Origin of the sequence: Anaeromyxobacter sp. Red801, assembly GCF_049201065.2 — a bacterium.
Lineage (GTDB): Bacteria > Myxococcota > Myxococcia > Myxococcales > Anaeromyxobacteraceae > Anaeromyxobacter.
Genome location: NZ_CM181236.1, coordinates 1,047,248 through 1,072,616, shown reverse-complemented (window position 1 = coordinate 1,072,616; position 25,369 = coordinate 1,047,248). Strand labels below are relative to the sequence as shown.

Annotated in this window: 21 protein-coding genes; 12 read left to right on the top strand and 9 right to left on the bottom strand. The window is 75.2% G+C overall.

Annotation, left to right across the window (positions count from 1 at the left end; translation table 11 throughout):
- Positions 1–48 precede the first annotated feature (48 nt).
- Genes nifK through ACOQFB_RS04915 form a run of 5 tightly spaced genes read left to right on the top strand, consistent with a single transcriptional unit; the run spans position 49 to position 5,457 of the window.
- Positions 49–1,518 (top strand): nitrogenase molybdenum-iron protein subunit beta, encoded by a 1,470-nt coding sequence (gene nifK / locus ACOQFB_RS04935; protein WP_421608832.1) that lies wholly within the window; start codon positions 49–51, stop codon positions 1,516–1,518.
- A gap of 55 nt (positions 1,519–1,573) precedes the next feature.
- Positions 1,574–4,330 carry a bifunctional nitrogenase iron-molybdenum cofactor biosynthesis protein NifEN gene (locus ACOQFB_RS04930; RefSeq protein ID WP_059436479.1) on the top strand — a complete coding sequence of 919 codons (2,757 nt, stop codon included), beginning with the start codon at positions 1,574–1,576 and terminating at the stop codon, positions 4,328–4,330.
- 9 nt (positions 4,331–4,339) lie between these two features.
- Positions 4,340–4,735 carry a NifB/NifX family molybdenum-iron cluster-binding protein gene (locus ACOQFB_RS04925; protein WP_421608831.1) on the top strand — a complete coding sequence of 132 codons (396 nt, stop codon included), beginning with the start codon at positions 4,340–4,342 and terminating at the stop codon, positions 4,733–4,735.
- 1 nt (position 4,736) lies between these two features.
- Complete coding sequence (gene fdxB, locus ACOQFB_RS04920) at positions 4,737–5,000, top strand: ferredoxin III, nif-specific (RefSeq protein ID WP_059436477.1); 264 nt, start codon at positions 4,737–4,739, stop codon at positions 4,998–5,000.
- A gap of 4 nt (positions 5,001–5,004) precedes the next feature.
- The gene (locus tag ACOQFB_RS04915; RefSeq protein ID WP_059436476.1) at positions 5,005–5,457 is read left to right on the top strand and encodes a GNAT family N-acetyltransferase; all 453 of its coding nucleotides are present in this window, start codon (positions 5,005–5,007) and stop codon (positions 5,455–5,457) included.
- Here the strand turns inward: ACOQFB_RS04915 and ACOQFB_RS04910 are convergent, their stop codons facing one another.
- The 7 genes from ACOQFB_RS04910 to ACOQFB_RS04880 all read right to left on the bottom strand — a co-directional run bounded on the left by ACOQFB_RS04910 (position 5,458) and on the right by ACOQFB_RS04880 (position 12,844).
- The gene (locus tag ACOQFB_RS04910; protein ID WP_421608830.1) at positions 5,458–6,249 is read right to left on the bottom strand and encodes an NAD(+)--dinitrogen-reductase ADP-D-ribosyltransferase; all 792 of its coding nucleotides are present in this window, start codon (positions 6,247–6,249) and stop codon (positions 5,458–5,460) included.
- A 7-nt stretch (positions 6,250–6,256) separates the two neighbouring features.
- Positions 6,257–7,861, bottom strand: a complete 1,605-nt coding sequence (gene nifA / locus ACOQFB_RS04905; protein WP_059436474.1) for a nif-specific transcriptional activator NifA — start codon at positions 7,859–7,861, stop codon at positions 6,257–6,259.
- A gap of 127 nt (positions 7,862–7,988) precedes the next feature.
- Positions 7,989–10,112, bottom strand: coding sequence for a xanthine dehydrogenase family protein molybdopterin-binding subunit (locus tag ACOQFB_RS04900; protein ID WP_421608829.1), 2,124 nt, complete (start codon positions 10,110–10,112; stop codon positions 7,989–7,991).
- The gene (locus tag ACOQFB_RS04895) at positions 10,109–10,576 is read right to left on the bottom strand and encodes a (2Fe-2S)-binding protein (protein WP_059436472.1); all 468 of its coding nucleotides are present in this window, start codon (positions 10,574–10,576) and stop codon (positions 10,109–10,111) included. Before ACOQFB_RS04895 ends, ACOQFB_RS04900 begins: the two co-directional genes overlap by 4 nt.
- A 28-nt stretch (positions 10,577–10,604) precedes the next feature.
- Complete coding sequence (locus tag ACOQFB_RS04890) at positions 10,605–11,531, bottom strand: XdhC family protein (RefSeq protein ID WP_421608828.1); 927 nt, start codon at positions 11,529–11,531, stop codon at positions 10,605–10,607.
- Positions 11,528–12,133: a nucleotidyltransferase family protein gene (locus ACOQFB_RS04885; protein ID WP_421608827.1), complete on the bottom strand. Its 606-nt coding sequence runs from the start codon at positions 12,131–12,133 to the stop codon at positions 11,528–11,530. The genes ACOQFB_RS04890 and ACOQFB_RS04885 overlap by 4 nt, the downstream gene beginning before the upstream one ends.
- A gap of 135 nt (positions 12,134–12,268) precedes the next feature.
- Positions 12,269–12,844 (bottom strand): outer membrane beta-barrel protein, encoded by a 576-nt coding sequence (locus ACOQFB_RS04880; RefSeq protein ID WP_421608826.1) that lies wholly within the window; start codon positions 12,842–12,844, stop codon positions 12,269–12,271.
- Between the two features lie 328 nt (positions 12,845–13,172).
- Here ACOQFB_RS04880 and ACOQFB_RS04875 point away from each other — a divergent pair, with 328 nt between their 5' ends.
- Positions 13,173–14,837, top strand: coding sequence for a bifunctional metallophosphatase/5'-nucleotidase (locus ACOQFB_RS04875; RefSeq protein ID WP_421608825.1), 1,665 nt, complete (start codon positions 13,173–13,175; stop codon positions 14,835–14,837).
- A 115-nt stretch (positions 14,838–14,952) separates the two neighbouring features.
- On the top strand, positions 14,953–17,106 hold the full coding sequence (locus ACOQFB_RS04870; RefSeq protein ID WP_421608824.1) for a M3 family metallopeptidase: 2,154 nt from the start codon (positions 14,953–14,955) through the stop codon (positions 17,104–17,106).
- Between the two features lie 54 nt (positions 17,107–17,160).
- Here ACOQFB_RS04870 and ACOQFB_RS04865 read toward each other — a convergent pair whose 3' ends face one another.
- Positions 17,161–18,510, bottom strand: coding sequence for a sensor histidine kinase (locus ACOQFB_RS04865; protein WP_059436466.1), 1,350 nt, complete (start codon positions 18,508–18,510; stop codon positions 17,161–17,163).
- 13 nt (positions 18,511–18,523) lie between these two features.
- The gene (locus ACOQFB_RS04860) at positions 18,524–19,834 is read right to left on the bottom strand and encodes a TolC family protein (RefSeq protein ID WP_421608823.1); all 1,311 of its coding nucleotides are present in this window, start codon (positions 19,832–19,834) and stop codon (positions 18,524–18,526) included.
- 281 nt (positions 19,835–20,115) lie between these two features.
- On the opposite strand from ACOQFB_RS04860, the gene ACOQFB_RS04855 reads away from it, so the two are divergent.
- The 5 genes from ACOQFB_RS04855 to ACOQFB_RS04835 are packed head-to-tail and all read left to right on the top strand — an operon-like array spanning position 20,116 to position 25,351.
- Complete coding sequence (locus tag ACOQFB_RS04855) at positions 20,116–21,156, top strand: HlyD family secretion protein (protein ID WP_421608822.1); 1,041 nt, start codon at positions 20,116–20,118, stop codon at positions 21,154–21,156.
- 10 nt (positions 21,157–21,166) lie between these two features.
- Positions 21,167–22,099 (top strand): ABC transporter ATP-binding protein, encoded by a 933-nt coding sequence (locus tag ACOQFB_RS04850; RefSeq protein ID WP_421608821.1) that lies wholly within the window; start codon positions 21,167–21,169, stop codon positions 22,097–22,099.
- The gene (locus ACOQFB_RS04845; protein ID WP_421608820.1) at positions 22,096–23,064 is read left to right on the top strand and encodes an ABC transporter ATP-binding protein; all 969 of its coding nucleotides are present in this window, start codon (positions 22,096–22,098) and stop codon (positions 23,062–23,064) included. Before ACOQFB_RS04850 ends, ACOQFB_RS04845 begins: the two co-directional genes overlap by 4 nt.
- A complete protein-coding gene (locus tag ACOQFB_RS04840; RefSeq protein WP_059436461.1) occupies positions 23,061–24,203 on the top strand; it encodes an ABC transporter permease in 1,143 nt (380 codons plus the stop codon). Before ACOQFB_RS04845 ends, ACOQFB_RS04840 begins: the two co-directional genes overlap by 4 nt.
- Positions 24,200–25,351: an ABC transporter permease gene (locus ACOQFB_RS04835; protein WP_059436460.1), complete on the top strand. Its 1,152-nt coding sequence runs from the start codon at positions 24,200–24,202 to the stop codon at positions 25,349–25,351. The genes ACOQFB_RS04840 and ACOQFB_RS04835 overlap by 4 nt, the downstream gene beginning before the upstream one ends.
- The last annotated feature ends 18 nt before the right edge of the window (positions 25,352–25,369 follow it).

Sequence of the window (25,369 nt, the reverse complement as noted above, 5' to 3'; positions counted from 1 at the left end):
CGCCGCCCGTGGGACGGATGGGTCCCCGTGCGTCCGGAGGAGCAGGACATGGCGAACAACCTCGGCCTCACCGTGAAGCCCGTCACCCCCACCACGCCGGAGGAGGAGGCCCGGGTGGCGGCCTGGATCGACACCCCGGAGTACCGCGAGAAGAACTTCGCGCGGCAGGCGCTGGTGGTGAACCCGGTGCACGCGTGCCAGCCGCTCGGCGCGGAGCTGGCCGCGCACGGCTTCGAGGGCACCCTCCCCTTCGTGCACGGCTCGCAGGGGTGCGCGTCGTACTACCGCTCCACGCTCAACCGGCACTTCCGCGAGCCGGCCCCGGCGGTGTCCGACTCGATGACCGAGGACGGCGCGGTGTTCGGCGGGCAGAACAACCTGCACGAGGGGCTCGAGAACGCGGTCGCGCTCTACGAGCCCAGGATGCTCGCCATCTTCACGTCCTGCATGCCCGAGGTGATCGGCGACGACCTGACCGCGTTCATCAAGAACGCCCGGCAGAAGGGCGCGCTGCCGAAGGACCTGCCGGCGCCGTACGCCAACACGCCCAGCTTCAGCGGCACGCACGTCACCGGCTACGACGCCATGCTCGCGGCCATCCTCCAGACGCTCACCGAGGGCAGGAAGGTCGAGGGGCGCTGCACCGGCAGGCTGAACTTCCTCACCGGCTTCGACGCGAACACCGGGAACTACCGCGAGTACAAGCGCATCTTCGCGGCGTTCGGGATCCCCGCCACCGTCCTCGCCGACATCTCCGACACCTTCGACTCGCCCAACGACGGCACCTACCGGCTCTACCCCGGCGGCACCCCGCTCGCCGACGCGGCCGACTCGATCAACGGGAAGGCCACGCTGACTGTGGGCCCCTACTCCACCGCGAAGACGTTCGGCTGGATCAAGGAGGCCTACGCCGGCGAGCACGTCTCCCTGCCCATGCCCATGGGCATCGCGCGGACCGACGCGCTCGTGCTCGAGCTGTCGCGCCTGTTCGATCGGCCCGTGCCCGAGTCCATCCGCGCCGAGCGCGGCCGGGCGGTGGACGCGATGACCGACGCCCAGCAGTATCTGCACGGAAAGCGCTTCGCCGTGTACGGCGACCCGGACCAGCTCCTCGGCTACGTGGCGTTCCTGCTGGAGATGGGCGCCACCCCGCGCCACGTGCTGTGCAGCCGCGGCTCGAAGAAGCTCGAGAAGGAGCTGCGCGCGCTGCTCGACGCCTCCCCGTACGGCAGGGACGGGCAGGTCTGGATGAACCGCGACCTGTGGCACCTGCGCTCGCTGCTGGTGACCGATCCGGTGGACGCGGTGATCGGCGACACGCACGGCAAGTTCGCAGCGCGCGACGCCCGGGTGCCGCTGTTCCGCTTCGGCTTCCCGGTGTTCGACCGCGTCAACAAGCACCGCTCGCCCATCGTCGGCTACCAGGGCGCCGTCAACATGCTCACCGAGATCTGCAACAAGTTCCTCGACCTGCGCGACGAGACCTGCGAGGAGCGGTTCTTCGAGATGATGCGGTGATGCCGGGGGCGCGCCCCCCGGGCGCGCGCCCCACCGGCGGACGTGGAGCGTACCCATGGCGCGGCCCAGCTACCTCGATCCCACCGACTGCGAGACCCTGGAGAAGGGCGCCCCGCGCTTCTGCAAGAAGTCGGAGCCCGGCGAGGGCACCGAGCGGAGCTGCGCCTACGACGGCGCGCGGGTGGTGCTCATGCCCATCACCGACGCCATCCACCTGGTGCACGGCCCCATCGCCTGCGCGGGCAACAGCTGGGACAACCGCGGCGCGCGCTCCTCCGGCAGCCAGCTCTACCGCCGCGGGTTCACCACCGAGCTGGTGCAGAACGACGTGGTGTTCGGCGGCGAGGAGAAGCTGCACCGGGCCATCGTCGAGCTCGCCGCGCGCTACCGCGGCGAGGCGAAGGCGGTGTTCGTCTACTCCACCTGCGTCTCGGCTCTCACCGGCGACGACGTGGAGGCGGCGTGCCGGCGCGCCGCCGCCGAGGTGGACATCCCGGTCATCCCGGTGAACGCCCCCGGCTTCGTCGGCGACAAGAACATCGGCAACCGCATGGCCGGGGAGGTGCTGCTCGACCACGTCATCGGCACCGCCGAGCCGGCCGTGCGCACGCGCTACGACGTCAACCTCATCGGCGAGTACAACATCGCCGGCGACCTGTGGGGGATGCTCCCGCTGTTCGAGCGGCTCGGCATCCGCATCCTCTCCTGCATCTCCGGCGACGCGCGCTTCGAGGATCTCCGGCACGCCCACCGCGCCCGGCTGAACGTGATCGTCTGCTCGAAGAGCCTCACCAACCTCGCGAAGAAGCTGCGCAAGCGCTGGGGCATCCCGTACCTGGAGGCGTCCTTCTACGGGATGACCGACACCGCCCGGGCGCTCCGCGAGATGGCGCGCGCGCTGGACCTCGCGGACGGCGACGCGGCCGACACCACCCTGCGCGACCGCGTCGAGCGGCTCCTCGGCGAGGAGGAGGCGGCCTGCCGCGCCCGCATCGCGCCGCACCGGGCGCGCCTGGAGGGCAAGCGCGCGGTGCTCTTCACCGGCGGCGTGAAGACCTGGTCGATGGTGAACGCGCTGCGCGAGCTGGGCGTCGAGGTGCTCGCCGCGGGGACGCAGAACTCCACGCTCGAGGACTTCCACCGCATGAAGGCGCTCATGCACCGCGACGCGCACATCATCGAGGACACCTCGACGGCCGGGCTGCTGCAGGTGATGGGCGAGAAGGCGCCGGACCTGGTGGTGGCGGGCGGCAAGACCAAGTTCCTCGCGCTCAAGACCCGCACCCCGTTCCTCGACATCAACCACGGGCGCGCCCACCCCTACGCCGGCTACGCCGGCATGGTCACCTTCGCGCGGCAGCTCGACCTCACCGTCAACGACCCCATCTGGAAGGCCCTCGACGCGCCGGTGGCCTGGGCGACCGAGGCCGGGGCGGCAGCGGCGGCCCGGACCGCCCGCGGCCACGCCGGGCGGCTCGAGGCCGAGGACCTGTCCGCCTCGCGCGTGAAGGTCCCGGCCAAGGCGGCCACCGTGAACCCGCAGAAGAACTCGCCGGCGCTGGGGGCGACGCTCGCCTACCTCGGCGTGGACCGGATGCTGGGGCTGCTGCACGGGGCTCAGGGCTGCTCGACCTTCATCCGGCTCCAGCTCTCGCGTCACTTCAAGGAGTCCATCGCGCTCAACTCCACTGCGATGAGCGAGGACTCGGCCATCTTCGGCGGCTGGGAGAACCTGAAGCAGGGGCTGGCCCGCGTCGCGGCCAAGTTCCGCCCCGGCATCATCGGCGTGATGACGAGCGGGCTCACCGAGACGATGGGCGACGACGTGCGCAGCGCGATCGTCCAGTTCCGCGCCGAGCACCCGGAGCTCGAGGGGCTGCCGGTGGTCTGGGCCTCCACGCCCGACTACTGCGGCTCGATGCAGGAGGGCTACGCGGCGGCGGTGGAGGCCCTGCTCGACACGCTCGCCGGGGGCGGCGAGCGGCTCCCCTCACAGGTGACGCTGCTCGCCGGCGCCCACCTCACGCCCGCCGAGGTCGAGGAGCTGAAGCAGCTCGTGGAGGCGTTCGGCCTCGACTGCCTGGCCGTCCCCGACGTCTCGTGCGCGCTCGACGGCCACGTGGACGACCAGGTCTCGCCGCTCTCGACCGGCGGCGTACCGGTGGAGGCGATCCGGCGCGCCGGGCGCAGCGCCGCGACGATCTACGTGGGGGACTCGCTGGCCCGCGCCGCGCGGCGGCTGGAGGAGCGCTTCGGCGTCCCGGCGCACGGCTTCACCTCCGCGACGGGCCTGCTGGAGACGGACGCGCTCGTGGCCACCCTCTCGGCCATCTCCGGCCGGCCGGTCCCCGAGGCGCTGCGGCGGGCGCGGAGCCGCCTGCTCGACGCGATGGTGGACAGCCACTACGCGCTCGCCGGGAAGAGGGTCGCGCTGGCGCTGGAGGCGGACCACCTGAAGGGGCTCGTGCCGTTCCTCGCCGGCATGGGCTGCGAGGTGCAGGTTGCGCTCGCCGCGACGCGCACGCGCGGCCTCGATCGCCTCCCCGCGGCCCGCGTCGCGGTGGGCGATCTCGAGGACCTGGAGGACGCCGCGCGCGGCGCAGACCTGGTGGTGGCGAGCTCGAACGGCCGCCAGGCGGTGCAGAAGCTCGGCGTACGGGCACACCTGCGCACCGGCTACCCGGTGTTCGATCGCCTCGGCGCGCACCAGGAGGTCCGGGTGGGCTACCGCGGCACCATGAGCCTGATCTTCGAGGTCGCGAACCTGCTCCAGGCGGGCGCGGGCGAGGCCCGGAAACTGGCCCACAACTGAGGAGGCGGCATGCGTGTCGCGTTCACCAGCAGCAACGGCAGCGTCATCGACCAGCACTTCGGCCAGTGCGGGCGGTTCTGGATCTGGGAGGTCGGCCCGGCCACGGCCGCGCCGATCGGCCAGGTCGAGGCGCTCGCCGCGGGCGACGAGGACGACCGGACCACCGCCCGCGCCGCCGCCGTCGCAGGCTGCGCCATCGTCTTCACCCGCCAGATCGGCGGCCCGGCCGCCGCGAAGCTCGCGGCGCGCCGGATCCACCCCATGAAGCTCCAGGCCGACGTCCCCATCGCCGAGGCGGTCACCCGCCTGCAGGAGGTGCTGCGGGGGACGCCCCCGCCCTGGCTGCGCCGGCTGCTGGCGCAGGACGAGGCCACCGACGAGACGGACGCCCGACGAGGAGCATGAGATGAGCTACCTGACCGGACTCACCCGCGGCAAGAAGGCGTGGACCCCGAGGTTCGTGAAGTCGATCGACCCCGAGCTGTGCATCGGCTGCGGGCGCTGCATCAAGATCTGCGCGCACGACGTGCTGGCGCCGGCCGAGGTGGACGAGGAGGAGTCGGCGAAGATGTTCGCCACCGTGGCGAGCCCCGACGACTGCATCGGCTGCCAGGCCTGCGGGCGCACCTGCAAGAAGGACGCGTTCGCGTTCGAGCCGCTGGCCGCGTGAGCCGATGAGCGCGGTCGAGCCCACCGTCCGCGCCGCCGGCGTGGACGACCTGGCCGCCATGGCCGAGCTGCTCGCGGCGCTGTTCGCGATCGAGGCGGACTTCCGCCCCGACCGCGACCGGCAGCTCCGCGGGCTCGCCGCGCTGCTCTCCGCCCCCGACCGCGCCGCGGTCCGGGTGGCGGACGCGGGCGGCGCGGTGGTGGGGATGGTCACCGGGCAGCTCGTGATCTCCACCGCCGAGGGCGCGCCGAGCTGCTGGGTCGAGGACCTGGTGATCGCCCCGGCCTGGCGCGGGCGGGGCGTCGCGCGGGCGCTGCTCGCGGAGGTGGAGGCCTGGGCGCGGCGCGCCGGGGCCACGCGCCTGCAGCTCCTCGCCGACCGCGAGAATGCCCCCGCCCTGGCCTGCTACGGACGGCTCCGCTGGCGCCGCACGCGCCTCGTGGCGCTGCGCCGCTGACTACCCCATCACCCGCCGCACCCGCATCTCGCCGCCGATCACCAGCGCCTCGCGCTCGGCGCGCATCACCCCGTGCAGCAGCCAGGAGGCGCAGAAGATCCGCGGCGCCGCCACCCGCGCCTCCCATACCGTGGAGCCGAACTCCCAGGCGCGCTCCGGGTCGTCGGTGAAGGAGCACAGGTTGTTGAGCCGCACGAGCTGCTCGCGGCCGGGCCCCGCCGCGATCACCTCGCCCGGGCCCACCTCGTGCTGGCCGCGCCACAGCGTGACCCAGCGCGCCGCCGGCCGGGTGCGGGCCAGCTCGTACTGCGTGAACGCGTAGACGAGGTCGAACTGGTCGAAGATGGCGCTGGTGCGCGCGCTGCCGGCGGTCCGGTCCACGGCGAAGCGGCGCGCCGGCTCGCCCGCGGGATCGTCCAGGCGGCCGTGGTGCCAGGTGGGCGGGATGCCCATCCGGCTCTGCACCCAGGCCTTGAGCACCGCCCCCTCCACCGAGCTGGAGTCGTGGCCCCAGCCGCGCAGGAAGCGCAGGTAGCCGTTCCGCAGGCTGCGCCGCGCCGAGGACGTCGCCTGCGCCTGCCACTGGTGGAGCTGGAAGCGCACCGTGATCCAGTCGTCCAGCCGGCGGGCGCGCTCGGCCGGATCGTCGATGCCGTCGAGCGCGCGGAACAGCCAGGCGTTGGACGCCCGCACCCCCTGCACCTCGATCGGCCGGGGGTCGTCGTTGAACTCCGCCGACGCGATCACCCAGGGCGGGAGGTTGCAGCGGTTGAACGAGGTGGGCGGCTCCATGCACCGGCTACAGCCGCTCCATCGGGATGCCGTACTTGCGCACGCGGTACGCGACCTGCCGGTAGGTCATCCCGAGGAGCCGGGCCGCCTTCGCCTGCACGTAGCCGCAGCGCTCCAGGGCCGCCAGCACGCGGGCCCGGTCCGCCTCCTCGCCGGCGGACGGCGCAGGCGGCGGATCGGCCGGCGTGGACGCGAGGGGCGGCGGCGGCGGGGCGACCGGGGCAGGGGGCGTGGGGCCGAGCGCCGCGACGGGCTCGAGGACGCGCTCGAGCATGCACCGGATGCCCCCCGCGCGCGCGCACGGGAAGTCCTCGCGGCCGAGCGCGTCCTCGGTCGAGGAGACCAGCGCGCGCTCCAGGCAGTTCCGGAGCTGCCGCGCGTTCCCCGAGAGGCGGCAGGCGCGCAGCACGTCCAGCACGCCCGGCCCGAGCGCCGCCGCGCGGCCGTGCTCCTCGGCCAGCCCGGCGAGGAAGTGCTGGGCGAGCGCGGCCAGGTCCTCGGGACGCTCGCGCAGCGGCGGCAGCTCCAGCGCGACCACCGACAGCCGGTGGTACAGGTCGAGGCGGAACGTCCCCGCCCGCACCATCTCCTCCAGGTCGCGGTTGGTGGCCGCCACCAGGCGCACGTCCACCGTGACCGTCCGCCGCCCGCCGATGCGCTCGAACTGCCGCTCCTGCAGCGCCCGGAGGAGCTTCGCCTGCGCGCCCGGCGCCAGCTCGCCCACCTCGTCGAGGAAGAGCGTCCCGCCGTCGGCCTGCTCGAAGCGCCCGGGCCGCGCCGCCGCCGCGCCGGTGAACGCGCCCTTCTCGTGCCCGAACAGCTCCGACTCGACCAGCGTCTCCGGCAGCGCCGCGCAGTTCACCGCCACGAACGGCCGCTCGGCCCGAGGGCTGGCGTCGTGGATGGCGTGGGCGAACAGCTCCTTGCCGGTGCCGCTCTCGCCGCGCAGCAGCACCGTCGCGCGGCTGCGCGCGACGCGCGAGACGAGCCGCAGCACCTCGCGCATGCGCGGCCCGTGGCCGACCACGCCCGGGAAGCGCTCGAGCTCCGGGGCGACCGGCGGGAGATCCTGCGCGGCGCGGCGCTGCGGGCTCTCGAGCTGCATGAGCCGCACGCGGGCGCCCATGAGGTGCGCGACCGAGGTGAGGAGCCGGACGTCGCGCCCGAGCCGCAGCGGGCCGGCCCGGTGCGGCCGGTCCACCGTGAGCACGCCCAGGATGGCGCGGGCGTCCTGGACCGGCACGCCCACGAACGCGCGGGGATCCCGCTCCAGATCGCGCCAGCTGCCGGTGCGGTTCAGGAACACCGGCTCCCGCGCGATGTCCGGGATCGCGACGGGCATGCCGGTGGCGAAGATGCGCCCGACCAGCCCTTCCCCGGGGCGGAAGCGGCCGAGGATGCGCTCCGCGTCGCGCATCTCGGGCGCCGCCTCGATGAACACCTCCCCGGTGACGGGATCGAACAGCGACAGGGTCCCGTTCTCCATCCCGAGGTACAGCGCGAGGAGGTTGAGCGCCGAGGTGAAGGCCTTGTTCAGGTCGGTCGAGAGCGAGAGGACCTTGCCGATCTCGTACAGCGTCTCCGCCTCGAGCTCGGCGCGCCGCGCGTCCATCCCGCCCACCGGTAGCAGGGCGCGTGCCACGGCCGCCGGCCCGATCCAGCGGGCTTTCTGCGGGCTGGAGCGCGTCCTGCCCCGGTCCGGGCAGCCAGCTGCCCGCGGCCGGGGCAGGACCGGCGTCCTACCCGGCGCGCTTCGCGGGCCGGAGCGGCAGCGCGCGCAGCCGCTCGCCGGTGGCGGCGAAGACCGCGTTCGCGACGGCCGGCGCGATGGGCGGCAGCGCGGGCTCGCCCATGCCGCCGGGCTCGGCGTTGCTCGGGACGAGGTGCACCTCGACCACCGGCATCTCGCTCATCCGGAGCGGCTCGTACGCATCGAAGTTGCCCTGCTCCACCGCGCCGCCCTTCACCGTGATCTCGCCGCGCAGCGCCGCCGACAGCCCGTACACCACCGAGCCCTCCGCCTGCGCCTCCACGCTGTCCGGGTTGAGCGCGGTGCCGCAGTCCACCGCGCACACCACCCGGTGCACGGTGATCCGGCCCTCGCGCACCGACACCTCCGCGACCTGGGCGACGTAGCTCCCGAAGGACGCGTGGCAGGCGAGGCCGAGGCCCCGTCCCGCCGGCGGCGCCTTGCCCCAGCCCGCCTTCGCCGCCGCCAGCCGGAGCACGCCGCGCAGCCGGCTGTCGCGCGGGAGGTTGGCGAGGCGGAACGCGAGCGGGTCCTGGCCGGCCGCGCGCGCCAGCTCGTCCACGAAGACCTCCTCCGCGAACGCGTTCTGGGACGAGTAGACCGACCGCCACCAGCCGAGCGGCACGCCGATCTCGGGCAGCGCGTGCTCCACCCGGACGACCGCCGCGGTGTACGGCACGTCGGCGGCGCCCTCCACCGTGTCGGGCCGGTCGCCGCGGCGGCGCGCCTCGCCGAACAGCTGCTGCCCAATCGACGGGTTGCGCACGACGTGGTGCCAGGCCACCAGCCGGCCCTTCGCGTCGAGGCCGCCCCGCAGCTCGTTCCGCCCCGGCGGGCGGTAGAAGTCGTGGCGCATGTCGTCCTCGCGCGTCCAGGTCACCTGGACCGGCGCGCCCGCCGCCCGCGAGACGTGCGCCGCCTCCACCGCGAAGTCCGGCAGCGCCCGCCGGCCGAAGCCGCCGCCGAGGAAGGTGACGTGCACCGTCACTGCGGCCTCGGGGATGCCGAGCGCCTTCGCCACCTCGGCGCGCGCCCACAGCGGCGCCTGCGTGGGCGCCCACAGCTCCGCCTTCCCATCGCGGACGTGGGCCGTGCAGTTCATCGGCTCCATGGTGGCGTGGGCGAGCAGCGGCAGCTCGTACACCGCCTGCACGCGCTGCGCCGCGCGGGCGAGCGCCTGCTCCACGTCGCCGCCCTCGCTCCGCGACGGGACCGGGTCCACCTTCGCCTCCGCCAGCAGCCGCGCGATCGCCGCGCCGTCGAGCGCGCCGTTCGGGCCCGCCTCGAAGGTCGCCTTCAGCGCCTCGCGCCCCTGGATGGCGGCCCAGGTCGAGTCGGCGATCACCGCCACGCCGCTCGGGACCTCCACCACCTTGCGCACGCCGGGCACCTTCCCCGCGGCGGCCGCGTCGAACCCCTTCACCTTCCCGCCACGCACCGGCGGCCGCGCCACCGTGGCGTGGAGCATGCCCGGGACGCGCACGTCGAGCCCGAACACCGCCTCGCCGCGCACCTTGGGCGGCGTGTCGAGGCGCGGCACGCGCTTGCCGATGAGGCGGAACTTCCTCGGATCCTTGAGCGGCGGGTTCGCCGGGACCGGCAGCTTCGCCGCGTCGGCGACGAGCTCGCCGTACCCGAGGCGGCGCCCGCTGGCGGCGTGCACCACCGCGCCCTCCTGGGCGCGGCAGGCGCGCACCGGCACCCCGAGCCGCTTCGCGCCCGCCTTCAGCAGCACCTCGCGCGCCGCGGCGCCGGCCTTGCGGAGCGGGACGAAGCCGCCGCGCACCGAGCGCGAGCCGCCGGTGACCATGTCGCCGAACTTCGGATCCGCGTCGCCCTGGACGATCTTGACCTTCGTCCAGTCCGCCTCCAGCTCCTCGGCCACCAGCACCGCCATGCCGGTGTAGCTCCCCTGCCCCATCTCCGAGCGGCCCAGGAAGATCGTGGTGGTCCCGTCCGGCGCGAGGTGCAGCCAGACCGACGGCTCGAAGCCGTCCGTCGAGGCGGCCGGCCCCGCCGCCAGCACGCGCCCCGGCCCGGACACGGCCAGCCAAAGGCCGGCGCCCGCGGAGAGCTTCAGGAAGTCCCTTCGCCCCAGCGCGCCCGCGCTCATCGCGCACCTCCCTTCACCTGCGCCGCGCGGTGGATGGCGCGGCGGATCCGCTGGTACGTCCCGCACCGGCAGATCACCCCGTCCATGGCGGCGTCGATCTGCGCGTCGGTGGGATCGGGGGTCTTCGAGAGCAGGGCCGCCGCCTGCATGATCTGCCCGGACTGGCAGTAGCCGCACTGCGGGACCTGCTCCTCCACCCACGCGGCCGGCACCGGGTTGCCGGCGGCGGCGAGCCCTTCGATGGTGGTGATGCGGCGGCCGACCGCGTCCTTCACCGGCGTCTGGCAGCTCCGCACCGCCTCGCCGTCGAGCAGCACCGTGCACGCGCCGCACAGCGACATGCCGCAGCCGAACTTGGTGCCGGTGAGGCCGAGGGTGTCGCGGAGCACCCAGAGCAGCGGGGTGTCCGGCGCGACGTCCACGGTGCGCTGCCGATCGTTCACGAGCAAGCTCAGGCTGGCCATCTCGTCTCCTCCGCGGTGCGTCTCGAGGTCAGGGGTCGGTCGCGCCGGCGGCGGCGCCGGGCGCGAGGGCGGGCGCGGGCGCGCGCCGCAGCGTCGCCACCAGCTGGGCCAGGATCTCCACCGCGAGCTCCGCGGGCGCCTCGCCGCCGAGGTCGAGCCCCACCGGCCCGTGCAGGCGCGCCAGCTCGGCCTCGCCGAGCCCCTCCTCGAGGAGGCGGCTGCGGATGGCGGCCTGCGTGCGCCGGCTCCCCAGCGCGCCGACGTAGAACGCCGGGGACCGGAGCGCCGCGGCGAGCGCCGGGTCGTCGAGCTTGCGGTCGTGACTCAGCGTCACCACGGCGGTGCGCGCGTCGAGCCCGATCCGGGCGAGCGCCTCCTCCGGCCAGGCGCGCTCGACGGGGACGCCGGGGAACCGCGCCTCGGTGGCGTACACCGGGCGCGGGTCCACCAGCCGGACCTCGTAGCCCGCCACCTCCGCCATCCGCGCGAGCGGCTGCGCGAGGTGCACCGCCCCGACGATCACCAGGCGCACGGGCGCCTCGAGCACCAGGCGGAACGTCTCGCCCCCGCCGAGCTCGAGCACCCGCTCCACCCGCTCGCGCGCCCGGAGCGCGCCGGCGTCGCGCGCCAGCGCGTCGGCGCGGGCCGGCTCCACGAACACGCGCACCCGCCCGCCGCAGGGGAGCCCCACCTCCCAGGCGCGCTCTGCGGTCACGCCGTACTCGAGCGTGCGGGGCGCCCCGGCGCGCAGCACCTCCAGCGCCTCCTGCGCCACCGCCGACTCCACGCAGCCGCCGGACACCGAGCCCGCCAGCTCCCCCCGCTCGCTCACCGCGAGCTGGCTGCCCGGCGGGCGCGGCGACGAGCCCCAGGTCGCGACCACGGTCGCGAGCGCCACGCGCCGGCCCGCCGCGCTCCACCCCGCCGCGCGCTCCAGGATCTCGCGATCCGTCACCGCGTGCCTCCGTCGCCGAGCCGTGCGCGCAGGCGCTCCAGGTCGGCGGGCCCGTCCACGTCGGCGAGCGCGCCGGGCGGCGCGTCCACCGCCTCCACCTGCGCCCGGTAGCGCCGCAGCAGCGTTCGGCCGATCCCGTCCCCCGCGCCGCCCGCGGCCAGCTCGGCGAACCGCGCGCGAGCGTAGAGCACCGGCGGCGCGAGCGCGTCGCCATATCGGGTCGCGACCAGCGGCGCGGCGGTGGACCGGTGGCGCTCCACCAGCGCGCGGATCGCGGCGGCGTCCACCAGCGGCATGTCCGCGAGGAGCACCAGCGCGCCCGCCGCCGGGGCGGGCACCGCGGCCAGGCCGGCCGCGAGCGACGCGTTCATCCCGCGCGACGGCAGGGAGGGATCCGCGACGATGCTGCAGGGGAGGCCGTCGAGCTCGGCGCGGGCGCGCGCCGCGGCGTCGCCCAGCACCACCACCACCGGCCCCACCGCCGCGTCCACGGCGGCCTGCACGGCGCGCCGGAGCAGCGACACGCCCCCGAGCTCGAGCAGCAGCTTGCTGCGGCCCATCCGCGACGAGCCGCCGGCCGCGAGCACGATGGGCGCGAACATGGCCGGAACCTTAACCCGGCCGGCCCGCGCCCGCCGTGACGGCGACGCGCGGGCGCGCACCGCGGCGCGCCCCTTCCGGGAACGCGCCGCGGGCGCGAGACGCCCGCCCCGCGGGGCCGCGGGGCGGGCGGACGGCTACCGGCCGCCGAAGTAGACGCTGAGGCCCACGCCGACGTTCAGGCCGGAGATGTCCCAGTCGCGGTTCACGTCGTCCTCGAGGTACAGCGCCTGGTACCCGAGCCCGGCGTCGATCGAGAGGTACGAGACCGGGAAGAAGCTCAGCCCCGCGCCGACGCCCCAGCCGAACCCGTCCATGTCGAGGTCGTCCTGCGAGCCCCGCGCGAACACGAGGTTGCCGTTGAGCTTGAGCGAGAGCTGCTGGGCCAGGCTCACGTTGAAGCCGATCGCCGGGCCGAAGGTGGTGGTGCTGGACTCGGTCTTGTCGAGGCCGTAGGTGGTCTCGACGTTCTGGTGCCCGAGGACGAGGCCGATGCCGAGGTTCGGGGCGATGTAGACGAGCCCCGAGCCGTGGACGGTCCAGATGTCCTGGTCGAAGTCGTTCGGATCGCCGTCCACCTCGGTCGAGGTGGTCGAGAACCCGAGCTGCGTCGAGCCGGAGAGCTCGAGCGTGCCCGGGGACAGGTTGCGGGCCTGCGCGGCGAAGGGGGCCAGCGCGAGGGCCGCGAGGACGGAGATGAGCATCCGCTTCATGTGTGATCGCTCCGTGGGTGGGTGAGGGGCGGCGCGCGGCGGCCCGGCTGCCGCGGCGCCCGTGGCGCGCCGGCGAGCGCCGGCGCACGGACGTTCAACCCGCCTTCGCGCGCCGTGTCAACCAGGGATCGCACCGGAAGGTGGGAGCCGGGCCGACACGACTGCCGAGCCTGCGCGGGCCTGGCGGTGCGGCGCGCCGCCGCAACCCGTCGCGCCGCCCTCCTTCCTCCGCCCCCGACAGCACCCGGAGACGCCGTTCACCCGGCGCGCGACCATGGCACCAGCCGGCGGGCGAGGAGCTCGCGTCGCCCGCCGGCCGGGGGACTCCATGTCACACGCGACTCGCAGGCTCGCCTGCGCCCTGCTGGCGACCGCGCTGGCCGCCGGGCCGGGGCCGGCCGAGGCGACGGCGCTCACCATCCTGAGCGTCAACGACACGCACTCCAGCCTCGACGCCGCCGGGCCGAAGGACGCCAGCCTGGACGGCACCGTCGGCGGGCTCGTGAAGGCGTCCGCCGTGATCGCCCGGCTGCGGGCGGAGGAGCCGAACACGGTCTTCCTCCACGCGGGCGACCTGTTCATGGGCGACCTCTACTTCAACGCCACCTTCGGCTCGGTGGAGCTGCAGCTGCTCGGCCTGCTCGGGCTCGACGCCATGGCCGTGGGCAACCACGAGCTCTGGTTCCCCGGCTGCGTGCTCGCGGGCTCGTACCTCGCGGCCGGCGGCTCGTTCCCGCTGCTCGCCGCGAACGCGACGCCCTTCGAGTGCGCCGGGATGGTCGCGCCGCACGCGCTAATCGGCGTGGGCGACCTGAAGATCGCGGTGGTCGGCCTGACGACGCCGTTCGACCTGCCGTCGCAAGCGAACGCCGCCTTCACGGGAGGTGACGACCCGCCGCTCGGCATGCTCGCGGCGGCGCAGGCCGCCGTGGCGGCCGCGCGGGCGGTGGACGAGGACGGCGACGGCGTCCCGGACGCGCAGGCCGTGATCGTGCTCTCGCACCTGGGCCAGGCGCTGGACGAGGCCATCGCCGCGAACGTGATCGGGGTGGACGCGGTGGTGGGCGGCCACGACCACTACGAGCTCGCCGAGCTCGTCCCCGGCGCGAGCGGCCGGCCGGTGCCGGTCGTGCACGCCGGGGCGTACTACCGGAAGGTCGGCCGCGTGCGGCTCGACGTCGAGCCGACCGGCGTCTCGGCCGTCTCCGTAGACCTCGTGCCGGTGGACCGGACCGTCGCGCGGCCGGCGCCCTCGCCGACCTCCGTGCCCGGCACCGTCGCGCTCGCGGTGGCGCAGCTGCAGGCGGCGATCCCGGTGATCTTCGCGCCGTTCTTCCCGCCGCCGTTCGAGGACCCGTTCCACACGCCCATCGCGTACGCGGCCGGGAACGTCACGAACGCGATCCGCTTCGACGCGCCGAAGCGCGACACCGGGACCGGGAACCTGATCACCGACGCGCTGCGCCTCCGCAGGCCGGGCACCGACCTCGCCTTCACCGTGGCGGGCCAGACGCCGCAGGGCATCGCGGAGGGGCCGGTGGTGCAGGAGGACCTGTTCCGGATGGTGGGGGTCTCCTTCGATCCGGTCACGTACTTCGGGACGCGCATCGCGACCGGGCGCATCCGCGGGGACGTCCTGCTGGCCGCGCTGGAGCTCGCCATCGGGATCTCGACCGCGGACGACGACTACGTCCCGCAGCTCTCGGGGGCGCGCCTGGTCTACGACTCCAGCCTGGCCGCGCCGCCCCGGATCCGGTCGCTCGAGGTCGGCGGCGTCCCGGTGGCCCCGGCGGCGACGTACTCCATCGCCATGAACGCGTTCGTCTACCAGCTGCTCCCGTCCCTCGGGATCGAGCTCGTCCCCGGCACGGGCCAGGTGCTCGACGACTTCGAGTTCCTGGCGCTGCGCGACCACGTGGTCGCGCTCGGAACGTTCGAGTCCTCGGGCGAGAACCGGGTCCGCGACCTCGCCGCGCGCGGCCCGAACCGCTGACCCGCCGGCCGCGGACCCCGGGGCGCCGCCTCGCCCCGGGGCCGCGACGAGGGACTTGACCCGCCCGCGGCCCCGCGAGAGACAACCTCGACGCCATTCGGCGCGGAGGTCGTCCATGTCGGCACTCGTCGCGAGCGCGCTCGCACAGCTCGTCCTGCTCTCCAGCCCGCCCGCGGCCCCCGCGCGCGCGGAGGTCCCCGTGAACAACCCGCTGCTCGTCCCCTGGGCGGGCCCGCACGGCGGCGTCCCGCCGTTCGACGTCGCGCGCGTCGAGCAGCTCGCCCCGGCCATCGAGGCCGGCATGGCCGCGAAGCTCGCCGCGGTCGAGGCGATCGCCGCCGACCCGGCCGCGCCCACCTTCGACAACACGCTCGCCGCGATGGAGCGCTCCGGCCGGGCGCTCGACCGGGCCATGACCGTGTTCGGCGTGTTCTCCAGCGCGATGAGCACGCCGGAGTTCCAGGCCGTCGAGCGCGACCTGGCGCCGAAGCTGGCCGCGTTCGACGACCGCATCACCCAGGACGAGAAGCTGTTCGCGCGGATCGCGGCGGTCTACGACGCGCGCGAGACGTCCTGCAAGACGCCCGAGCAGAAGCGGCTCGCGTGGCTCTACTACACGACGTTCGTCCGCGCCGGCGCGAAGCTCGATCCGGCCGCGAAGCAGCGCGTGGCGGCCGTCAACGAGCGGCTCGCCACGCTGTACACGAAGTTCTCGCAGGACGTGCTCGCCGACGAGTCCGGGTACACCCTGGTCCTCGAGGACGAGGCGGCGCTGGCGGGCCTCCCGGCGAGCGTGCGCGCCGGGATGGCGGCCGCGGCGGCGACCCGCGGCAAGCCCGGCAAGTGGGCGGTGCTCAACACGCGCTCCAGCGTCGAGCCCTTCCTCGCCTACTCGGAGCGCCGCGACCTGCGCGAGCGGGTCTGGCGCGACTTCACCAGCCGCGGCGACCACGGCGACGCGCACGACACCAAGGCGGCCATCACCGAGATCCTGAAGCTCCGCGCCGAGCGCGCGAAGCTGCTCGGCTACCCGACGCACGCGCACTGGCGGCTCGAGGACTCCATGGCGAAGACGCCCGAGCGCGCCATGGCGCTGATGGAGGCGGTGTGGCCGGCGGCGGTGGCGCGCGTCCGCGAGGAGGTCGCCGACATGCAGGCGGTGGCCGACCGCGAGGGCGCGGGCATCACCATCGAGCCCTGGGACTACCGCTTCTACGCGGAGAAGGTGCGCAAGGCGAAGTACGACCTCGACGAGAACGAGGTGAAGCCCTACCTGCAGCTCGAGAAGCTGCGCGAGGCGATGTTCTGGGTGGCGGGCCGGCTGTTCGACCTGCACTTCACGCCGGCGAAGGGCGTGCCCGTGTACCACCCCGACGTGCGCGTCTGGGAGGTGAAGGACGGCAAGGGCCGCCACGTGGGCCGCTGGTACTTCGACCCGTACGCGCGCGACGGGAAGCGCTCGGGCGCGTGGATGAACGCGTACCGCGCGCAGGAGCGGTTCGACGGCGAGATCCCGACCATCGTCTCGAACAACGCGAACTTCGTGAAGGGGAAGCCGGGCGAGCCGGTGCTGGTGAGCTGGACCGACGCCCAGACCCTGTTCCACGAGTTCGGGCACGCCGTCCACGGCCTGGCCTCGAGCGTCGTCTACCCGTCGCTCTCCGGCACCGCGGTGGCGCGCGACTACGTGGAGTTCCCCTCGCAGCTCCTGGAGCGCTGGCTCGAGACGCCGGAGGTGCTGGACCGCTTCGCGCGCCACGTGAAGACCGGCAAGCCGCTGCCGCGCGCGCTGGTGGCGAAGATCCAGAAGGCGTCCACCTTCAACCAGGGCTTCGCGACCGTGGAGTACCTCTCGGCCGCGCTGGTGGACCTGAAGATGCACCTCGCCGGCCCGGCCGAGATCGACCCGGCCGCGTTCGAGAAGGAGACGCTCGGCGCGCTCGGCATGCCGCGCGAGGTGGTGATGCGCCACCGCCCGCCGCACTTCCTCCACGTGTTCTCCGGCGACGGCTACTCCGCCGGCTACTACAGCTACCTCTGGGCCGACACGCTCAGCACCGACGCCTGGGAGGCGTTCACCGAGGCGAAGGGCCCGTACGACCGGGCCGTCGCGGCCCGCCTGCGCGAGCACGTGTTCTCCGCCGGGAACACGGTGGATCCCGCCGACGCGTACCGCGCGTTCCGCGGGCGCGACCCCGGGATCGGCGCGCTCATGCGCAAGCGCGGGTTCCCGGTGCCGCCGGCGCAGCCCGCCGCCGGGCCGCGGTAGCCGCCTCCGGCGCGCGATCCGCGATCCTCCTCCCGGGATCGCGGATCGCGCCGGCTACGGCCCGGGCGCGGCCGGGCGCGCCGGCAGGACCAGCTCCGCGGCGGTCCCGCCGTCGGGCCGGGGCGCGAGCGAGACCTCGCCGCCGTGCTGGCGGGCGATGGCGCGCGCCACGGTGAGGCCCAGGCCGGACCCCTTGGCCTTGCTGGTCACGCCGGGCTCGAACACGGCGTCGCCGAGCGACGGGTCCACGCCGGCGCCGCGGTCCAGCACGCGCACGCGCGCACCCCCGCCGGCGGCGGGCGCGACCTCGAGCACCACCTCCCCGCCCGGCGGGCTCGCGTCCAGCGCGTTCTGCACCAGGTTGATGAGCACCTGCTTCAGCTTGCGGCGATCCGCGTGCACGGCCACGCCGTCGCCGTCGGCGGACAGCGCCAGGCCGCGCTCGGAGGCGACGCCCTCGTGCAGCGCCGCGACCTCCTGGCAGAGCGCGCCGAGATCGCACGGCGCGAGCGAGAGCGGCACGAGCGGGCGCGAGAAGTTGAGGAAGTCCTCCAGCACCGCCTGCATCCGGTCCACCTCGTGCCGGAGGACCTCCAGCCGCTCGGCGCCCTTGCCGTCCGGCAGCTGCTGGCGCAGCAGCGCCGCGAGCGCCTTCACGCTGGCGAGCGGGTTCTTCAGCTCGTGGGCGATCTCGCCGGACAGCTCGACCAGCTCGGCGGCGCGCTCCTGGTGCGCGCGCAGGGCGTCCTCCTGCGCGGCGAGCTGGCGCCGGAGGACGGCCTGGTACGCGTGGCGCAGCCCGTTCCCGAGGGCGTGGACGCCGGCCAGCATGAGGCAGAGCAGGGCCGCGTCGGCCCACAGGTAGGCGGTCCCCGCGCCGACGCGCGCGCCGCCGCCGAACGCCGCCAGGTTGAGATCGGGGATGGCGCCGCTCGCCCCCAGCGCCGCCAGGGTCAGCACGCCCGAGAGCTGCATGGCGGGGACGAGCCAGCGCACCGGCCCCTCCACCAGCATCGCCGGGATCACCGCCAGCATCAGCGCGGCGGGCAGGAACGGGCTGTCGATGCCGCCCGTCGCGAAGGAGACCACCAGCTGCCCGAACGTCGCGAGCAGCACGTTGCGGTTCACCGACCGCTGCCCCGCCCCGCCCGCCCGGAACGCGAGCAGCTCCCGGACGAAGAAGGTCGACACCGCCACCAGCGCGCCGAGCAGCACCGCGCGGCGCCAGGGCGACGGGTCGATCCACACCACCCAGCCGACCAGCAGCAGCACCGGCAGCAGCACCCACACCCGAAACGTGAGCAGCCGCCCGAACAGCCTCGAGAACTCCTCCCGCTGGATCCGCTCGGGCAGCGGCGGGCCCGAGCCCGCCCGCCGCCGCGCCGTGATCGCCGCCGCGCGCATGGCCGCCCCGGCGCTACAGGTCCCGCCCCAGCGCGCGCCCGAGCGCGAGCCGCGCCTGCGCGAGCCGCGCGCGCGCGTCGGCCAGGCCGATCTCGGCCAGGTACTGGCGGTCGTTCGCGTCGATCACGTCGAGGCTCGACGCGATCCCCGCCTCGAACGAGCGGCGCGCCGAGGCGGCCGTCTCGCCGGCGAGCTGGGACTGCGTCTGCGCGAGCCGGAGCCGCTCGCGCGCGACGCGCAGGTCGCGGCGCCCGTCCTCCACCTCCTGGCGCACCGCCAGCCGCTGCGCCTCGGCGCCCGCGCGCGCGCCGGTGACCTGGGCCTCCGCCTGGCGCCGCTTCCCGTACCGGAAGCCGCCGTCGTAGAGCTGCCAGGTGAGGTCGAGCGTGACGCGCCAGCCGTCCTTCTCGCCGGTGACGTAGGGCGTGTCCGCGGCGAACGCCGCGCCGGAGGCGGAGAGCTGCGGCACGAGCCGCGCCCACGCCGAGCGGACGCCCGCCTCGGCCGCCGCGACCTGCGCGTCCTGGGCCGCGATCTCGGGCCGGCGCTCGAGCGCCTCGCCGGCCAGCGCCTCCGCGGGCACGTCCAGCTCCGGCGCGGGCGCGGCGGCGCCGTCCGGCACCACCACCCGCACCGGCTCCTTCCGCCCGAGCAGGATCCCGAGCGCGAGCCGCGCCCGCTCCAGGTTCGCGCGCGCCGCCACGAGATCGCCCTCGCGCTTCACCTGCTCGGTGCGCGACTTCAGCACGTCGAGCGGCGCGGCGGTCCCTACCGCCACCCGGCGCTCCGCGCTCCGCACCAGCTCGGCCGCGCTCTCGACGGCGCGCTCCGACGCGGCCACCACCTCCTCCGCCGAGGCGGCGCCGTGCGCCGACTGCGCGAACCCGGTGCGGAGCGTGCGCCGGGTCGCCTCGGCCCCCAGCTCCGCGGAGCGCGCCGCGTCGCGCGCGGCCGCGAGGTCGAACCAGGCGGTGGGGACCACCAGCGGGACGCGCGCGGTCGCGGTCACGCTCAGCGACTCGTCCGGCTGGATGACGCGCTCGGGCCCGCCCGGCAGCGCCAGCGTGACGCCCTCGCTGTTCTTCAAGTAGGTGCCCTGGGCCGAGAGCGTCGGCAGGAGCGCGGCCGCGGACTGGCGGACCAGCGCGCCCGCCTCGCCGGCGCGGCTGCGCGCCTGCACCAGGGTCAGGCTCTGCGCGTCCAGCTCGCGGAGCGCGGCCTCGAGCGTCAGCTCGGGGGCGGCGTCCGGCGGGGCCGCCGGCGTCGCCGCCGGGGCGGTGGCCGGCACGGACAGGAGGAGCGCGAGGAGGATCGACGTGTTCACGGTGCGTTCTCCGGCGCGGCGCGGGGGTGGCGCCGCCGGGCGCGGAGGAGAGCAAGGACGGTGCCGGCGCGGGGAACCGCTGCGCGGCTGAGGTTTCGGCGCGCGGCCCGGGCGGCCGCGTTCGGATTCCCTTACGCCGCGTCGGTTCTCCTACGCCGGAGGGCCGACGCGCGGGGCGCAACGCCGCGTCCAGGCGGCTTGCGGGCGCCCGCCGTGGGGCGGCACGCGTCTTGCGAAGGGACCGGGCGCAGCCCGCGGAATCCACCGCGGAGGGAGCAGACATGAGACGAGTCGTCGCGGTCCTGGTGGTGCTCACCCTCGTGCTGGGCAGCCTCATCGGCTATCGCCTGTGGAGCCAGGCGCGCGCCCTGTCGGCGCCGTCGGGCGGCTCGGGCGAGGTGGAGGGGACCGTGGTCGAGCTCTCGTCGCGCGTGGGCGCGCGCGTCCTGGAGCTGAAGGTGCGCGAGGGCCAGGCGGTGAAGGCGGGCGAGCTGCTGGTGCGCCTCGACTGCGCCGACCCGCAGGCGGCGCTCGCCGAGGCCGAGGCCCGCCTGGCGGCGGCGCGGGCGCAGGCGTCCGCGGCCATGGCCCAGGTGAAGGCCTCGGAGCGATCGCGGGTGGCGGCGCGCGCCGCGGAGGAGGCGGCGCGGGCGCAGGCCGCCGCGGTGGCCGCCCAGGCGGAGGCGGCGGAGCGCCAGGCGCGCCGGCTCGCGAACCTCCCGCAGGACGTGGCGGCCTCGAACATCGACCTGACCCAGGCGAGCGCCGCGCAGCTGTCGCAGCAGACGCTCGCGGCGCGCGCGCAGGCGTCCGCCAGCGCCGAGCAGGCGCGGGCCGCCGCGGTGACCACCGGCGCCACCGCCTCGCAGGCGCAGGCGGCGCTGGCGCAGGTGCGCGCGGCCGAGGCGGCGGTGGAGCGCGCCCGGATCCTGGCCGGCGAGTGCGAGCTCCGCGCGCCGCGCGACGCCGAGGTGCAGACGCTGCCGCACGAGGCCGGCGAGCTGGTGCCGCCCGGCGCGGTGCTGGCGCGCCTGGTGGACCTGTCCGAGGTGACCGCCACCTTCTACCTGCCGAACGCCGAGATCGGCGCGGTGAAGCCGGGGCAGAAGGCGGAGGTGGTGGCGGACGCGTGGCCGGGCGAGCGGTTCCAGGCGACGGTGCGCACGGTCTCGCTGGAGGCCGAGTTCACCCCCAGGAACATCCAGACCCGCACCGACCGCGACCGCCTGGTCTACCCGGTGGAGGTGGTGGTGGTGAACCGGGACGCGAAGCTCCGGGCCGGCATGCCGGTGCAGGTGACGCTGCTCGGGACGGGCCGCTGAGGCGCGCGCCATGACGCACGAGCCCTTCCCCTCCCCCGGCGCCGGGCCCGCGGTGATCGCGCGCGGGATGGTCCGGCGCTTCGGCGCCACCGCCGCGCTCGACGGCCTGTCGTTCGAGCTCGCGCGCGGCGAGCTGCTGGGCCTGGTCGGCCCGGACGGCGCCGGGAAGACCACCGCCATCCGCGCGCTGGCCGGCCTGCTCGCGCTCGACGGCGGGGAGGCGCAGGTGCTGGGGGCGGACCCGCTCTCCGGTGCGAACCGCGAGCGGCTCGGGCTCATGCCGCAGCAGTACTCGCTCTACCGCGACCTCACCGTGGAGGAGAACCTGCACTTCTTCGCGCGGCTGTACGTGCTGCCGCGCGCGGTGTACCGGGAGCGCAAGGAGCGCCTCCTCGCCATCACCCGCCTCGACCGCTTCACGGACCGCCGCGCCGACGCGCTCTCCGGCGGCATGTACAAGAAGCTCGCGCTCGCCTGCGCGCTGCTCCACCAGCCCGAGGTGCTGCTCCTCGACGAGCCGACCAACGGCGTGGACCCGGTCTCGCGCCGCGAGCTGTGGGCGCTGCTCCACGAGTTCGTGCACGGCGGCATGACCGTCCTGGTGTCCACCCCGTACATGGACGAGGCCGAGCGCTGCAGCCGCGTCGCCCTGGTGCACCGCGGGCGCGCCCTGCTCGACGGCGAGCCGGGCGCGCTCATCGCCCGGTTCGAGGACGAGGCGTACGAGGTCCACGGCGGCGACCGCGAGCGGCTCGACGCGGCGCTGGCGGCGCACCCGGCGGTGCTGGCCGCCTCGCCCGCGGGCGCGCGCCTGCGGGTGGTGATCGCGCGCGGGGCGCGCGACGAGGTGGCGCGGGCCGTCGCGCCGCTCGGCGCCGGGCTGGAGCCGACCCACCCCGACTTCGAGGACCTGTTCCTGGCCCGCATCCGGGAGGCCGCGTGACCCCGGCCACGGCCACGGCCGCGCCGACCGTCGAGGCGCGCGAGCTGACGCGCCGCTTCGGCGCGTTCCTGGCTGTGGACCGCGTCAGCTTCGAGGTCGAGCGCGGCGAGATCTTCGGCTACCTGGGCGCGAACGGCGCGGGGAAGTCCACCACCATCCGCATGCTCACCGGGCTGCTCGCGCCCACGTCCGGCGCCGGCCGTGTGGCCGGCCACGACCTCGCCACCGAGCCGGAGGGGGTGAAGGCCTCCATCGGCTACATGTCGCAGAAGTTCTCGCTCTACCTCGACCTGCCGGTGCGCGAGAACCTGATCTTCTTCGGCGGTGCGTACGGGCTGTGGGGCAAGGCGCTGGAGCGGCGCGCCGACGAGGTGCTGGCGCTCGCCGACCTGGGCGACGCGGGCGACGTCATCACCGGCGACCTGCCCGGCGGCGTCCGGCAGCGCCTGGCGCTCGCGTCCGCCATCCTCCAGCGGCCGCAGGTGCTGTTCCTGGACGAGCCCACCGCCGGCGTCGATCCGGTCGCCCGCAGGACGTTCTGGCGCGTGATCCGCGATCTCGCGCGCGAGGGGACCACCGTGTTCGTCACCACCCACTACCTCGACGAGGCCGAGTACTGCCGGCGCATCGGCCTCATGGTGGACGGGAAGCTGGTGGCGCTGGACACCCCGGCCGGCCTCAAGGCGCGGTGGGTGCCGGAGCGGCTGCTCGTGGCGCGCGGCCGGGACCTGGCGCGCGCGATCGAGCGGGCGCGGGACCTCCCCGGCGTGAAGAACGTGATGCGCTTCGGCGCGGCGCTGCACCTGCGCGTCGAGCCGGGCGCGCTCTCCGAGCAGGACGCGGCCGCCGCGCTGCGGGCCGGCGGCGCCTCGGAGGTCGTGGTGGAGGCCGCCGAGCCGACGCTCGAGGACGTGTTCCTGGCGGTGGTCGGCGCCGGCGGGCGCGGCGAGGAGGGCTCGCCGTGACCGGGTCGAGGGAGCGGGTGCGCCGGTCGCTGGTGCGCATCGGCGCCATGGCGCAGAAGGAGACCATCCACGTCCTGCGCGACCCGCGTACGCTGTACCTGGCGCTGGTCATGCCGGTGGTGATGCTGTTCCTGTTCGGCTACGGCGTGACCACCGACCTGGAGCGGATCCCGCTGGCGGTCGCCGACGCCGACCGGAGCGAGGCCTCTCGCGCGCTGGTCCGGACGCTCACCGAGAGCGGCGAGCTGGCGCTCGCGGGCGAGGTCGCGCCCGCCGACGCGGACCGGCTGTTCCGGCGGGGCCACGCCGCCGCGGTGCTGGTGATCCCGGAGGACTACGAGGAGCGGCTGGCCCGGCGCGAGCCGGTGGAGCTGCAGCTGCTCGCCGACGCCTCGGACGTCAGCTCGGCGAACCAGCTCCTCTCCAAGGCCGACGCGCTGGTGCGCGCCGAGTCCCGCCGGCTCTCCGCCGCGGCGCTGGCGCCCGCGGCGCCGCCGCTCTCGGTGAAGGTCCGGACGCTCTACAACCCCGCCGCGCGCTCGGCCCTGTTCCTCGTGCCCGGCCTGGCCGCGTACATCCTCGCGATCACCGCCATCCTGCTCACCACGCTCACGGTGGCCGGCGAGTGGGAGCGCGGCTCGATGGAGCAGCTCTTCGCCTCGCCGGTGGGCCGGCTGGAGATCGTGCTCGGGAAGCTCCTGCCGTACCTGGTGCTGGCCATGCTCGAGCTGCTGCTCGTCATCGCGTTCGGGGCGGCGGTGTTCGACGTGCCGGTCATGGGCAAGCCGCCGCTCCTCATCGCCATGGGGTTCTTCTTCGTGGTGGGCATGCTGGGCCAGGGGCTGCTCGTGTCGGTGGTCACCAAGAACCAGCTCCTCGCCACGCAGGTGGGGCTCATCTCCGCGCTGCTGCCCTCGCTGCTCCTCTCCGGCATGGTGTTCCCCATCGAGAACATGCCCCTGCCGCTGCAGCTCCTCTCCCGCGTGATCCCGGCCCGCTACATGGTGCACGCGCTCCGCGAGATACTGCTGAAGGGCAACGGCCTCGACGTGCTCTGGCCGGACCTGCTCGCGGTGGTGGTGTTCGCGCTGCTGGTGATCGCGCTCTCCACCGCCCGCTTCAAGCGGAGGCTCGCGTGACCGCCCCTCGCCCCCGGCCCTCGGCCCGCGTGCAGTTCCTGGCGGTGTTCCGCAAGGAGGTCCGCCAGACCGCGCGCGACAAGCGCATGATGGCGGTGCTGGTGGTCGCGCCGCTGCTGCAGACGGTGGTGTTCGGGTTCGCGGCCAACTTCGACGTGGACCGGGTGCGCACCGTGGTGCTGGACCGCGACCGCACCGACGTCTCGCGCGAGCACGCGCGCCGGCTGCTCGCCGACGGGACGCTGATCCGCGCCGGCGACACCGCGTCCGCGATCGAGGCCGAGCGGCGGGTGCACCGCGGCGAGGCCGCCGCGGCGGTGATGTTCCCGGAGCGGCTCGCCGCCGACCTCGCCGCCGGCCGCCCGGCCGAGGTGCAGGTGCTCATCGACGGCGCCGACCCGAACCGCTCCACCGTCGCGGCCGACGCGGTGGCGCGCTACTTCGCCGGCGAGGGGGAGCGCCTGGCGCGGGAGGCGCTCGCGGCGCGCGGCGCCACGGCGCCCGGCCAGCTCGCGCTGGTGCCGCGGCTCTTCTACAACCCCGGCCTCGACTCGCCGCCCTACATGGTCCCGGGCATCGCCGCGCTGCTGCTGGTGGTGGTGACCACCATCGTGAGCGCGATGGGGCTCGCGCGCGAGCGCGAGATGGGCACGCTGGAGCAGGTGCTGGTCACGCCCATCCGCCCGGCGGTGCTGCTCGCCGGCAAGATCGCGCCGTACGTGATCATCGGCTTCCTCAACCTGGCGCTGCTGGTCGGGGCCGCCACCGCCATCTTCGGCGTGCCCATCCGCGGGCCGCTCCCGGTGCTGGCGCTCGGCACCCTGCTCTACCTGCTCACCACGCTCGGGGTCGGCCTGTTCATCTCGACCATCTCGAAGAACCAGCAGCAGTCCTTCCTGGGCGGCTTCCTGTTCCTGGTCCCGGCGCTGCTGCTCTCCGGCGTCATGACGCCGGTGGCGGCGATGCCCGCCTGGCTGCGGGCCATCACCTTCGTGAACCCGGTGCGCCACTTCGCCACCGTGATGCGCGGCTCGCTGCTGCGGGGCGCGGGGCTCGTCGACCTGGCGGTGCCCCTCACGGCCCTCGCCGTGATCGGCTCGACCATCTTCGTCCTGTCCGCGCTCCGCTTCCGCAAGACCCTGGGCTAGCCGGGCAGGAGGGCCCGG